This window comes from Bradyrhizobium sp. WSM4872 (assembly GCF_055811715.1).
In genome coordinates, this window is the sequence record NZ_JBVVPT010000007.1 from 201,818 (window position 1) to 215,120 (window position 13,303).

General features: G+C 63.5%; 10 protein-coding genes. 4 read left to right on the top strand and 6 right to left on the bottom strand.

What is annotated here, in order from left to right; all coding sequences use genetic code 11:
* Positions 1-7: 7 nt before the first annotated feature.
* Positions 8-1,336: a polyhydroxyalkanoate depolymerase gene (locus AC0L3C_RS12855; protein WP_007615999.1), complete on the top strand. Its 1,329-nt coding sequence runs from the start codon at positions 8-10 to the stop codon at positions 1,334-1,336.
* 217 nt (positions 1,337-1,553) lie between these two features.
* A complete protein-coding gene (locus AC0L3C_RS12860) occupies positions 1,554-2,393 on the top strand; it encodes a M48 family metallopeptidase (protein ID WP_473262266.1) in 840 nt (279 codons plus the stop codon).
* Between the two features lie 175 nt (positions 2,394-2,568).
* On the opposite strand, the gene AC0L3C_RS12865 is transcribed toward AC0L3C_RS12860, so the two are convergent.
* Both AC0L3C_RS12865 and AC0L3C_RS12870 read right to left on the bottom strand, forming a co-directional pair.
* Complete coding sequence (locus AC0L3C_RS12865; protein ID WP_035993812.1) at positions 2,569-3,228, bottom strand: hypothetical protein; 660 nt, start codon at positions 3,226-3,228, stop codon at positions 2,569-2,571.
* A 354-nt stretch (positions 3,229-3,582) separates the two neighbouring features.
* A complete protein-coding gene (locus AC0L3C_RS12870) occupies positions 3,583-5,796 on the bottom strand; it encodes a transglycosylase domain-containing protein (RefSeq protein ID WP_473262261.1) in 2,214 nt (737 codons plus the stop codon).
* A 167-nt stretch (positions 5,797-5,963) separates the two neighbouring features.
* On the opposite strand from AC0L3C_RS12870, the gene AC0L3C_RS12875 reads away from it, so the two are divergent.
* Positions 5,964-6,389, top strand: a complete 426-nt coding sequence (locus tag AC0L3C_RS12875) for a DUF1330 domain-containing protein (RefSeq protein ID WP_473408144.1) — start codon at positions 5,964-5,966, stop codon at positions 6,387-6,389.
* Between the two features lie 117 nt (positions 6,390-6,506).
* Here the strand turns inward: AC0L3C_RS12875 and AC0L3C_RS12880 are convergent, their stop codons facing one another.
* From AC0L3C_RS12880 to AC0L3C_RS12890, 3 genes are all read right to left on the bottom strand, one after another.
* Entirely contained in the window at positions 6,507-7,733 is a 1,227-nt protein-coding gene (locus AC0L3C_RS12880; RefSeq protein ID WP_007615994.1) for an ABC transporter substrate-binding protein, read from the bottom strand.
* Positions 7,734-8,005: 272 nt separating this feature from the next.
* Positions 8,006-9,232, bottom strand: coding sequence for an ABC transporter substrate-binding protein (locus AC0L3C_RS12885; protein ID WP_473262252.1), 1,227 nt, complete (start codon positions 9,230-9,232; stop codon positions 8,006-8,008).
* A 135-nt stretch (positions 9,233-9,367) separates the two neighbouring features.
* Complete coding sequence (locus AC0L3C_RS12890) at positions 9,368-9,811, bottom strand: DUF1304 domain-containing protein (RefSeq protein WP_473278425.1); 444 nt, start codon at positions 9,809-9,811, stop codon at positions 9,368-9,370.
* A gap of 9 nt (positions 9,812-9,820) precedes the next feature.
* On the opposite strand from AC0L3C_RS12890, the gene AC0L3C_RS12895 reads away from it, so the two are divergent.
* Positions 9,821-10,351: a methylated-DNA--[protein]-cysteine S-methyltransferase gene (locus AC0L3C_RS12895; protein WP_473278424.1), complete on the top strand. Its 531-nt coding sequence runs from the start codon at positions 9,821-9,823 to the stop codon at positions 10,349-10,351.
* A gap of 10 nt (positions 10,352-10,361) precedes the next feature.
* Here the strand turns inward: AC0L3C_RS12895 and AC0L3C_RS12900 are convergent, their stop codons facing one another.
* Complete coding sequence (locus AC0L3C_RS12900; protein ID WP_473278423.1) at positions 10,362-13,151, bottom strand: [protein-PII] uridylyltransferase; 2,790 nt, start codon at positions 13,149-13,151, stop codon at positions 10,362-10,364.
* Positions 13,152-13,303: the final 152 nt, after the last annotated feature.

Below are 13,303 nucleotides of genomic sequence, written 5' to 3' on the forward strand. Positions count from 1 at the left end.
TATAGCGATGCCGATTGGTGAGTTTGGCGGCGCGCCGCCCCTGGTGGCCGAAGGCAGTCCGGTCCTGACGACGCCGATGTACTGGATGTACGAGATGGGGCAAGCCTCTCTCAATCCGGCGCGTGCGATCACGGACGCGACCAAGCTGCTGTTTCAAAATCCCCTCAATCCATGGGCACGCACCGAGGTCGGCAAGTCGGTTGCCGCGGCCTGCGAATTGTTCGAACGCACCACGCGCCGTTACGGCAAGCCGGAATGGGGCCTCAACGACACCGAGGTCAACGGCATCCGCGTCCCCGTCGAGGTTCGCTCGGTCTGGGAAAAGCCGTTCTGCCGCCTGCTCTACTTCGATCGCAAGTTCACCCGTCCGCTGCGCAGCCCGCAACCGCGCGTGCTGATCGTCGCGCCGATGTCCGGCCATTACGCGACGCTGCTCCGCGGCACCGTCGAGGCTTTCTTGCCGGCGCATGAGGTCTACATCACCGATTGGGCCGATGCCCGCATGGTGCCGCTCAGCGACGGCCGCTTCGATCTCGACGACTACATCGACTACGTCATCGAGATGCTGCATGTCCTCGGCGGCAACACGCATGTGCTGGCGGTGTGCCAGCCCTCGGTTCCCGTCGTCGCTGCCGTTTCGATCATGGAAGCGCGGCGTGATCCCTTCGTGCCGACCTCAATGACTCTGATGGGCGGCCCGATCGACACCCGCCGCAATCCGACCGCAGTGAACAACCTTGCGCAGGAGCGCGGTATCGACTGGTTCCGCAACCACGTCATCACCAAGGTGCCGTTCCCGCATCCGGGCATGATGCGCGACGTCTATCCGGGATTTTTGCAGCTCAACGGCTTCATCAGCATGAATCTCGACCGGCATATGGATGCCCACAAGCAGCTGTTCGCCAATCTGGTGAAGGGCGACGGCGACCTCGTCGACAAGCATCGCGACTTTTACGACGAATATCTCGCGGTGATGGATCTCTCCGCCGAGTATTACCTGCAGACCGTCGACACCGTGTTCGTGAAGCATTCGCTGCCGAAGGGCGAGATGACCCATCGTGGAACACGCGTCGATCCCTCCAAGGTCACGCGCGTTGCGTTGATGACGGTCGAAGGCGAGAACGACGACATCTCCGGCATCGGTCAGACCGAAGCAACGCACACATTGTGCAGCTCGATTCCCGATCATCGCCGCGTTCATTACGTCCAGAAGGGCGTCGGACATTACGGCGTGTTCAACGGCTCGCGCTTCAAATCGGAAATCGTGCCGCGCATCCATGACTTCATGGTCTCGGCGGCGAATCCGAGCTCATTGCAGGCGCTCGCGGCTGAATAATCGCATATTTCGGCTTTCCCGCTGCAAATCGACGCCCTGTCGGAGGCTCCGACAGGGGCAAGTTCCCGCCAGATTCGCGGTATTCAGGTAGCTTTGTAGGAGTGAGTCCAACCTCACCCCTTGGGGGTGCCGCATGCGCCGAACGGGGGCGAAAAAAGCCGGTTCCAACCCCAGTCTGTAGGGTCTCCCGGACGCCAGACCCCTGTATATTGGGCAAATGATTTGTTTTTGCGCCGAGCGCTTTCCCTGGCGGCGGTTATGGCAGAATCCGGGCGCTCTCCTGCCCCCCGGACTGACAGACATGGCCACTCGCGCACTCCTCTATCGCCGGCCCCACGAGCCGAAGACCCTCCTGATCACCCATGGATCGCAATATTTTGCGATTCGGCTGCGCCGGCATCGCCGCGCGCGTCGTTACACGCTCAGAATTCATCCGAGCGATCGCGAAGCCATCCTCACCATGCCGCCGCGCGGGACGCTCGCCGAAGCAAAAGACTTTGCGCAGCGCCACGGCGCGTGGATCGCGGCACGTCTCGGCCGTTTGCCGAAGGCCGCACCGTTCCAGCCTGGCACAGTGATACCGCTTCGCGGCGTTTCTCATCGCATCGTTCATCGCGCCGGCACCCGCGGTACGGTGTGGACGGAAGTGCGCGATAGCGGTGAGCGCATTCTCTGCGTCGCCGGCGGCGTCGAACATGCGGACCGTCGCGTCAGCGACTTCCTCAAGCGCGAGGCCCGCCGCGATCTTCAGCGTGCCGCGGAAGCCTATGCCGGCGAGCTCGGCGTCAAGGTCAAGCGGCTCTCGATCCGCGATCAATCGAGCCGCTGGGGCTCCTGCACCTCGGCCGGTTCGCTGTCGTTCTCCTGGCGCCTGATCCTCGCGCCACCCTACGTGCTCGACTACCTCGCCGCGCACGAGGTCGCCCATCTCGTCGAGATGAACCACTCGGCGCGATTCTGGCGCGTCTGCGGCAAGGTCTGCCCGTCGATGGAGCGCGCCAAGAAGTGGCTCGATACGTACGGCAACGATTTGCACCGGTACGGGGTCGAGGATTAGGTCCTCGCTGCCAGCCTCCATCTGACGCTGTCATCGCCCGGCTCGACCGGGCGATCCAGTGTTCCGAGGCGGTTGTTATTGAACCGAGAGGCCGCGGCGTACTGGATTCCCGCGTTCGCGGGAATGACAGTTGAGAATGCGGCGAGGTCCGCGCGAACTCAATTCATCCCTCTGCTCAGGCGCTGACATCCGCGCTTGTCCCCGGCTGCGTGCGCGAGGCGAGATAGGATGACTGCAATTGCGCGGCCGCCTTCTGGCCCTCGGCCAGCATCGCCTGGAAGGCCGCGTCGAGTTGATCGCGGCTATAGGTTGCGGAGCTGCTTTCACGCGGGGTCCATTGCGATTGCGTGATCGCGGTGGAAGCTTTTTCAACGGTGCCACCGAGCCGCTCGGCATAGCTATCGGCCCGCCACTGCGCCAGATCCGGTCCACTCAGACCGGGTGGATCCTCCAGCTTGCCGATCTTTGCAGCCGCCTCGTTGGTCATCGTCGAGGACCCGCCATTGTACAGGGTGGCGACCACCTTGCCGTCGACCTTCACCTGAGCATAGGTATTCTCCGGTGCACCGTCCGAGACGGCCGATTGAGTCGCGCTCGTGTCATGGGTCATCAGCCAGTTCGTTGCCATGAGGTCGCGAAGGTGAGGATTGTCCGCCGCGGATATCGACTTGGCGCCTGTCAGGGGCTTGACCTGCGAGACGTCGATCCGAAAGCCGTCGGTCGCAGCATCAGTCGCATCCGGTCCCGCCGGCTGAAGACTCGATGTCCTATTCGAAGCGGACGTTGATGCGGGCCGCAGATGAGGCAACGCCGCGCTGGATACACCTGACATCATGGAACGCTCTCCGATACTTGCTCAACCTATGAGAGCAAATCCCGGGCCGCCGCCCCGAGCTTGAAGAGACTGGTTTTTTTGCGTTCCGGGAGCTGCGGGGACCGGTCGATTTTGCCATGGTAGGCAGGACTTGCCGAAGACGACACTGGTGGCGAACAGGGATAGCCGAGATAGCGGCCGCGTTCGGGATGATGGCGGGACGGTTCTGTTTTGCCCGACGTGTCAAATGGCCTTGCTGCCGGAATCAGCCGTCTTGCGACTCGCGTAAGCCGTTGATTCCGCTATCACTGGCTACTGTGCATGGGGTTGTTTTCGCGATTTTTGTTTTGAGGCCACAACGACCCCACGCAGAACCTATCGATTCCCGCCGAACAGCCGGTCCATCAGCCAGCCGTCGAGTCCTGCGGCTGCTTCCGGACGGGCATTGGCGCGCGTCGGCGGCGGCCGATAGCCGCCGTTGTTGGCAGGTGCCGGTGCGGGCGCTGCCGCTGTTGGCGGCGACACTTGCGACGTTGCCTGCGCCAGGTTCGACAGGCCCCAGCCACCTGGAGAGCTCGGCAAGGCTGCCACCGGCACGCCCTCGTGCGCCGTCTTCATGAAGCGCGACCAGACTTCGACCGGCAAGCCGCCGCCGGTTGCCTTCTTGGTCGGCGAGTTGTCGTCATTGCCGAGCCACACGCCGGTGACGAGGTTGGCGGTGTAGCCGATGAACCAGGCGTCGCGGTAGTCCTGGCTGGTGCCGGTCTTGCCGGCCGCCGGCCAGCCCGGGATCTCCGCCTTCTTGGCGGTGCCGCTGATCAGCGTTTCCCGCATCATCGCGTTCATCATGCCGACATAGCGCGGGTCGACCACCTGGATGTGCTCGTCCGCCTGGCGCATGTAGAGCAGCTTGCCACTGAGTGTCCTGATCCGCGTGACGACATGCGGCGTCGCCGCGAAGCCGCCATTGGCGAAGGGCGCATAGGCGCCGACCAGCTCGACCATCGAGACTTCGGAGGTGCCGAGCGCGATCGAGGCGTTGGGCTCGAGTTTCGAGGAGATGCCGAGCCGGTGCGCGGTGCGCACCACGTTCTTCGGCCCGACCTCGAGGCCGAGGCGGATGGCGACCGTGTTGAGCGACATCGCGAGCGCCTGGGTCAGCGTCACCGCGCCGAAATATTCGTGGGTGTAGTTCTCAGGTTTCCAGCCCTTGACCTCGATCGGCGCGTCCTGGCGGAGCGTGTCGGGCGTCAGCCCCTGCTCGAGCGCGGTCAGGTATACGAACGGCTTGAACGAGGAGCCCGGCTGGCGCCTGGCGGTGACCGCGCGGTTGTACTGGCTCTCGGAGTAGTTCCGCCCGCCGACCATGGCGCGAACCGCGCCGTCCGGCGTCATCGCCACCAGTGCGCCCTGGCTGACATTGAACTTGACGCTCTTGGCCGCGAGCTCGTCGATGATGGCGGCTTCCGCCACGCTCTGGAGCTTCGGATCGATCGTGGTCTCGACCTTGATGCTCTCGTCGATCTGGCCGACCAGATCGTCCAGCACCTCGCCGATCCAGTCGGCGACGTAATTGACCGTGCCGGCGCCGACCGGCTTCACATTGTAGGAGGGTTGGCCGATCGAGGCCTGCGCCTGCGCCTCGGTGATGAATTTGGCATCCGCCATCGCCGTGAGCACGATTTTCGCGCGCGCTTCCGCGCCCTCGGGGTTGCGGTTCGGCGCGAGCCGCGAAGGCGATTTGACAAGGCCGGCCAGCATCGCGGCCTCCGCGACGGTGACGTTCTTGGCCGACTTACCGAAATAGCGCTGCGCGGCGGCCTCGACGCCATAGGCGCCGGAGCCGAAATAGACGCGGTTGAGATAGAGCTCCAGGATCTCGTTCTTGGAATGCTTGCGCTCCAGCCAGATCGCGAGCTCCGCTTCCTGCAGCTTGCGCGCCATGGTGCGCTCCTGGGTCAGGAACAGGTTTTTCGCCAATTGCTGCGTCAGCGTCGAGCCGCCCTGCGACACGCCGCGATGGAGCACGTTGGTGACGAGCGCGCGCAGGATGCCGACGGGATCGATGCCGAAATGCGAATAGAAGCGGCGGTCCTCAATGGCGATGAACGCCTTGGGCAGATATTGCGGCAAATCTTTCAGCGAGACGTTGGCGCCGGCCATCTCGCCGCGTTGCGCCAGCATGCTGCCGTCGATGCCGACGATCTGGATCGTCGGTGGCCGCTTGGGGATTTCCAGCGACTGGATCGGCGGCAGATGAGCGCCGACCCAGATCACGACGCCGATCACGGCGATCGCGCCCCACAGGCCCAGCACCGCGCCCCAATAGACCAGGCGACCGAGACCAGCGCCGATGCGCGACTTCGATCGCCGCTTGGCACTGCCGCGGCCGGCTGGCGCCTTCCGCTCGCGCGGGGGCTCGTCGCCGGCATCCTCGCGCTTACGCTTGGCGGATGATTTCGTTGGTTTCTTCGGCTTGTCGTCGCCGCCGGGAATGCGGTCGGCTGCGGTCAGGCGCAGATCGGCGAGTGCTGCAGGCAAGCCGAACAGCGGCTCCTTGCGCCCACTCTTTTTCTTTCCCAACCCCATACGCAAACGCCCGGTCAGCCCGCCCCGCCGCACGCTAGCGGTCGCTGTTTAAGGCCCGGTTACCCAGAGCTTAACGCGCGATTAGGAGGTGCGGCATTCGCTGGCCGCAGTTCCGCTGCGCAGTCGGCAGAGCTAGGATCGCCGGCATAAAACAAGAGGGAACTCAGATGGGCCACATCGATCCGACCAAGGAGATTTTCGCGCAGTTCCGGGACAACGACCGCCCCGGTCCGATCCACATGCTCAACCTGGTGGGCTTGCGCAAGGAGGCGGCCTATCCCGACGGCCGCAAGGCAAGCGGCGCGGAAGCCTATGCGGCCTATGGCCGCGAGAGCGGGCCGGTGTTCGAACGCCTCGGCGGCCGCATCGTCTGGCAGGGCAAATTCGAGCTGATGCTGATCGGCCCCGAGACTGAGCGCTGGGACCATTGCTTCATCGCCGAATACCCAAGCGTCGCCGCCTTCGTCGAGATGATCCGCGATCCCGTCTATCGCGAAGCGGTGAAGCACAGGCAGGCCGCGGTGGAGGATTCACGGCTTATTCGGCATGCGGTGCTGCCGGTGGGGAAGAACTTTGGCGAGATACCGGAGTAGAGCCATGTCATTCCGGGGCGATGCGAAAGCATCGAATTCAGGTGCGCAATTGCGCACCTGAGAATCTCGAGATTCCGGTCTGGCGCTCGCGCGCCAGCCCGGAATGACCGTGCAGAACTAACCCGCCGGACTCGCATCCTCGATGATCGGGCCGAACAGCTCCCAGCGTTCGCCGTTGAACTTCATCATCTGAAGTTGCTTGTTGACCCGGTAGTCGGTCGGTGAGGTGTTGGCCTTGATGCCGGGCAGCGCGGTGTCGCTGGTCACGTCCTTCAGCGACGCGGCCTGCTTCATCACGTTCTCGCGCGTCAGGTCGTCGCCGCACTGCTTCAGCACATGGACCAGCAGCTGCGCCGTGCTGTAGCCGTAAGTGTTGAAGTTCGAGTCCTTGTCCCCATCCGGATAATATTTGGCCATGAAGTCGAAATACCTCTTGAGGCCGGCATCGTCCTTCCAGGTCGGGTCGAGCGGTTCCTTGCCGTAATTGACGCTGATCAGGCCCTTGGCGGCGTCGAGGCCGGCCGGCTTCAGCACCGCGCCGACCGAGGTGGCGTTGATGTCGACGATCTGCACCGGATGCCAGCCCATCTCGGCGATCTTCTTGATCGCCTGGGCCGCCTGCTTCGGCGTGGTGGCGCTGAAGAACAGATCGGCGCCGGCGTCCTTGATCTTGAGGATCTGCGAGTCGACCGTCGGATCGGAGACTTCGTAGGAAGCTTCAGTCACGATCATCTTGGCAGCCTTGTCGCCGAGGCCGGCCTTGATGCCGTTCAGATAGTCCTTGCCGAGGTCGTCGTTCTGATAGAGCACGCCGATCTTGGCGTTCGGATGCTCTTTCAGGATGTACTGTCCGTAGATGCGGCCTTCGACGAAGTAGTTGGGGTTGAAGCCCATCGTCCACGGAAAGTTCTTCGGATCCGTGAACCTCGAGGCTCCGGTCGCCGCGAACAGTTGCGGCACCTTCTTCGAATTGAGATATTTCTGTACGGCTGCGTTCACCGGGGTGCCGATGATCTGGAAGGTCAGCAGGACCTCGTCGCTCTCGACGAGCTTGCGAATCTGCTCCACGGCTTTCGGCGGCGAGTAGGCGTCGTCATACTGGATCAGATTGATCTTGCGGCCGTTGACGCCGCCCTGGTCGTTGATCATCTTGAAATAGGCGGCCTGGGTCTTGCCGATCGACGAATAGGCCGATGCCGGTCCAGAAAACGGCATCGTCTGGCCGACCTTGATCTCGGTGTCGCTGGCGCCCGGATCATATTTCTTCTGGGCATTGGCCGCCGAGACCGACAGCGCCAGGGTCAGCGCCGTTGCCGTGGCCAGATGCAGAATTCCATTCCTCATTCGCGTTTTCCTCAGTGTTTATTGCCGGTGATCAATCGGGTGCGCTTGTGCGCACCTGATGTCACCGCTGAGGGCGATTGTGGATGAGGCATTGCTGCAACGCAAGCTGGGCGTGCGCCCGCAGTTCGTAGCATGGGCGGCTTCGTAGCAGCTTCATAAGGTGGGCCAGCCCAGGCGGATGCGCGATGCGCATCCGGGGCGTGACCCACCACTTCTGTTTCCGCGGAATCAAAGAGGTGGGTTACCCTGCGCTAACCCACCCTACCCAGTAACTAACCCGCTGGACCTGCATCCTCCATGATCGGGCCGAACAGCTCCCAGCGTTCGCCGTTGAACTTCATCATCTGCATCTGCTTGTTGACGCGGTAGTCGTTCGGCCCGGTGTTGATCTTGATGCCGGGCAGCGCGAAGCTCGGGGTGAAGTCCTTGATGTTGGCGACCTGCTTCATCACGTTCTCACGCGACAGGTCGTCGCCGCACTGTTTCAGCACCTGCGTCAGCAATTCGGCGACGGAATAAGCATAGGTGTTGACGGTATTGAGCTTGTCGCCTTCGGGGAAATACTTGTCCATGAAGGCGAAGAACGCTTTCACGCCCGGATCGTCCTTCCACTGGGGATCTCCGGGCTCCTTGCCGTATTGGGTCGAGATGATGCCCTTGGAGATCTCGAGGCCGGCCGGCTTCAGTGTCGCCGAGATCGGGCTCGCGTTGATGTCGAGAATGTGCACCGGCGTCCAGCCGAGCTCGGCGACCTTCTTGATCGCCTGCGCCGCGAATTTGGGTGTCGAGGCATCATAGAAAAGATCGGCGCCCAACGACTTCAGTTTGACCACCTGCGAGTCCACGGTCGGATCGGTGACCTCGTAGGAGACTTCGCCGACGATCATGCTGGCGGCCTTGTCGCCGAGACCGCTCTTGAGGCCGGCGAGATAGTCGCGGCCCATGTCGTCGTTCTGATAGAGCACGCCGATCTTGGCGTTCGGATGCTCCTTGAGAATGTACTTGGCGTAGATGCGTCCCTCAGACACGTAGTTGGGATTATAGGCGATGGTCCAGGGATAGTTCTGCGGATCGTTGAAGCGCGCGGCGCCGGTCGAGGCCAGCAGCTGCGGGATCTTCTTGCCGTTGAGATATTTTTGCACGGCGGCGTTCGCGGCCGTGCCGATGATCTGGAAGGTGAACAGCACCTCGTCGCCTTCGACGAGCTTGCGCACCTGCTCGACCGTCTTCGGCGGCGAATAGGCGTCGTCATACTGGATCAGATTGATCTTGCGGCCGTTGATGCCGCCTTGATCGTTGATCATCTTGAAGTAGGCGGCCTGGGTCTTGCCGATATTGGCGTAGACGGAATAGGCCCCGGAGAACGGCACGGTCTGGCCGATCTTGATCTCGGTGTCGCTCGCGCCGGTGTCGTATTTCTTCTGGGCGAGAGCTTGGTTGGCGGAGAACGCGAAGGCGAGCGCCGCCGTGGCAGTGATGAAGGCTCTGCGATTGCTCATGTGGGGGTGTTCCTCCTGACGGAATTTCCGACCGACGGTCTTGTCCCGTTGATTGCCAACGGTCGCCATCGCTGTCGGAGATTGTGGAGGAACGGCAGGCGACGCGCAAGGATCGCGGCGCCGCGCTATGGCGTCTCAGGTCAGGAACAGCGCTAACAGCGCGAGCGCCGCCGGCAGCGCCTGCACCATCAGGATGCGCGTGCTGACGGTCGCTGCACCATAAGCGCCGGCCACGATCACGCAGAGCAGGAAGAATGCCTTGATCTGGAACGCGAAGGCCGGATTGCCGTGCACCAGCCCCCAGACCAGGCCTGCGGCCAGGAAGCCGTTATAGAGCCCCTGGTTGGCGGCCAGCACCTTTGTGATCGCTGCCTTCTCGGGCGTGTTGCGGAAGACCTTCAAGCCTTGCGGCTTGTCCCAGAGAAACATCTCCAGGATCAGGAAGTAAGCGTGCAGTGCGGCGACCAGCGCCACCAAAATATTCGCGATCCAAATCAAGTTGAGCTCCCCCAGCGCCAGCTTTCGGGTGGACGTTAGCACGGTGGGCGTGGCAAGTGCGATGGCGTGTTTCGATGCCATGGTGCCGCAATGCCCGCGCGACCGACCAAATCACCTGTAAGCTTCGGCCTCGATCGGCTGGCGACGCCGATCGGGATTGCGCTGCTCGTCACCGACGCTGCGGGCGCCTTGCGCGCGCTCGACTGGGAGGATTACGAGCACCGCATGCGCGAGCTCTTGCGCCTGCATTACGGTGTGGTGGAGCTGAGTGACCAATCCGCGCCCGCGGCCATGCGGACTGCGCTGTCGGACTATTTCGACGGCGATCTCGGTCAGCTCTCGGGCATCGCCTGGCGCATCGCCGGTACGCCGTTCCAGCAGAAGGTCTGGAATGCGTTGACGCAAATCCCTGCCGGCACCACGATGAGTTACGGCGCGCTCGCTGCAAGGATCGACATGCCCAATGCCATTCGCGCCGTCGGCCATGCCAACGGCTCCAACCCGATCAGCGTGGTGCTGCCGTGCCACCGCCTGATCGGCGCCGATGGTTCCCTGGTGAAGTATGGCGGCGGCCTCGCGCGCAAGCGCTGGCTGCTGCGGCATGAAGGCGTGGCGGTTTAGGTCTCCCCGCTCACGCCGCGGGCTGAACCGCCTTGTCGCCGGCCATCACGTGGGTCAGCGCGCTCTTGATCGCGGATTGCCGCGTCGGCGCGCTGATCTGTGCGCCCAGGAGGTCGGTGACGTAGAACACGTCGCGGGCGCGCTCGCCGAAGGTCGCGACATGGGCCGAGGCGATGTTGAGGTTGAGCTTCGAGATCGCGGTGGTCAGCTCGTAGAGCAGCCCGGGCCGGTCGAGGCCGGACATCTCGATCACTGTGTAGCGGTCTGACCATTGGTTGTTGATGGTCACTTCCGGCTCGATCACGAACGGCCGCGCCTTGCCGCGCACGGTGCGCCGGGCCACCACTTCGGGCAGACGCAGCTTGCCTTCCAGCACGTCCTCGATCATCTCGCCGATGCGCGTGGCGCGCCGTCCCTCGTCCTCGTCGCGGTCGTATTCCCTGGAGATCGAGATCGTGTCGAGCGCGCGGCCGTCGGTCGTGGTGTAGATCTGGGCATCGACGATGTTGGCGCCGGCCGAGGCACAGGCGCCCGCAATGATCGACAGCAGCCAGGGATGGTCGGCGGCGAAGATGGTCAGCTCGGTGACGCCACGCACCTCGTCGAAGCCGACATTGATCGCAAGCTTGTGGCCGGCCTGCTCGCTGGCGCGGACGAAGCGCGCATGGCGGATCTTGCGCGGCAGCTCGACCTTGAGCCAGTAGGCCGGATAGTGCCGGGCGATATAGGCATCGAGCTCCTCCGCCGGCCATTCCGCGAAGGCGTTACGGAATTCGGCGTATGCGGCCGTGAGGCGCTTGCCGCGGTCAACCTCCGAGAAGCCGCCCGTCAGCACTGGTTCGGTCTCGTAGTACAGCGACCGCAAGAGCTGCGCCTTCCAGCCGTTCCACACGCCCGGGCCGACGCCGCGGATGTCCGCGGTGGTCAGGATCGTCAAGAGCTTCATCTGCTCGACCGACTGCACCACGGCGGCGAAATTCTCGATGGTCTTGCGGTCGGAGAGATCGCGCGACTGCGCGACCGTGGACATCGTCAGATGCTCCTCGATCAGCCAGGCCACGAGCTCGGTGTCGGCCGGACTGAAGCCGAGCCGCGGGCAAAGCCGTCGCGCCACCTTGGCGCCGGCGATCGAGTGATCCTCGGGCCGGCCCTTGGCGACGTCGTGCAGCAGCGTCGCAATGTAGATCACGGAGCGATGCTCCGGCCGGATCTTGCGCATTAGGTCGCTCGCCACCGCGAATTCCTCGATGCCGCCGCGCTCGATGTCCTGGAGGAAGCCGACGCAGCGGATCAAATGCTCGTCGACGGTGTAGTGATGATACATGTTGAACTGCATCATCGAGACGATCTTGCCGAAGGCGCGGATGAAATGGCCGAGCACGCCGGTCTCGTTCATCCGCCGCAGCACGATTTCCGCGTTGTCGGACGTCAGGATCTCCATGAACAGCCGGTTGGCCTCGGGATTCTCGCGCATCTGCGCGTTGATCAGGCCAAGCGAACGCGTCACGTCGCGCATCGCGTCCGGGTGGAAGGCGAGATTGTTCTTCTGCGCCAGGCGGAAGATGCGGATCAAATTGACCGGATCGTGCTTGAACACGTCTGGCGCGGCGACGTTGATGCGGTTGTTATCGACGATGAAGTCGTCGCTGTCGGGCACCCGCCGCTTCACCGCGGTGGGGCGCAGCCGCGCCATCATCCGGCTGAGCACCGGCGCGGGCTTGGCCTGCTGGTCCTCGAGCTTGGCGCAGAGGATGGCGGTGAGGTTGCCGACTTCCTTGGCGACCAGGAAATAGTGCTTCATGAAGCGCTCGACGTCCTGCATGCCGGGATGCGAGGTGTAGCCGAGCCGGACCGCGATCTCGCGCTGGAGATCGAAGGAGAGGCGCTCTTCAGGGCGGCCAGAGTAGAAGTGAAGATTGCAGCGCACCGACCAGAGGAAGTCGGCGCAGCGGCGGAAGGTGCGGTATTCCTGCGCGTCGAACACGCCGCGGTCGACCAGCTCGTCGGTGTCGCTCACGCGGTAGACGTATTTCGCGATCCAGAACAGCGTGTGCAGGTCGCGGAGCGCACCCTTTCCGTCCTTGACGTTGGGTTCGACCAGATATCGCGATTGGCCGCCGCGGCGATGCCGCTCCTCACGCTCGGCGAGTTTCGCGGTGACGAACTCGGACGCGGTGCCTTGCACGACCTCCTTGTCGAAGCGGGCGACCAGCTCGTCATAGAGCGGCCGGTCGCCGGTGAGGAATCGCGTCTCCAGGATCGCGGTGCGGATGGTCATGTCGCCGCGCGCCTGCCGGATCGACTCGTCGACGGAGCGCGTGGCGTGACCGACCTTCAGCCCCATGTCCCAAAGACAATAGAGGATGGCCTCGGCCACCTGCTCGCCCCAGGCGGTCTGCTTGTAGGGCAGGATGAAGAGCAGATCGATGTCGGACTCGGGAGCCATCAGGCCGCGGCCATAGCCGCCGGTCGCCACCACCGCCATGCGCTCGGCACCGCTCGGGATCGGCGAGCGGTAGAGATGGCGGGTCGCGGCCGAATACAGGATGCGGATGATCTCGTCCTGCACGTGGCACAGCCGTTCGGCGCAGCGCCGGCCGTGACGGTCCTTCAGCAGGATCGTCTGTGCCGCGGCGCGCGATGCAATCAGCTCGGCCTTGAGCAATTGCGCCATGGCCGTGCGGAACGCGTCCTCGCGTCCCTGGTGCTTCTCGGCAAGCGCGTCGACCGCGGCGGTGATCCGCGCGGTGTCGAAACGATCGTCCACCTCGGCCTTTTGCTCAGTCGCAACGCTGTCCATGTCTCACCGGATATAAGAGGCGGCAGGCGCTGTCACCCGCCATTCTCTCGCAATAGTCGTTCCATGCTGGAAAGGTGCGGCTTTGGGCAAAGCTGTTCTCAGCCGGCGTGCTTTCGAGGGGTGGATTTTCTCGTTGACCTCTAGATATAACT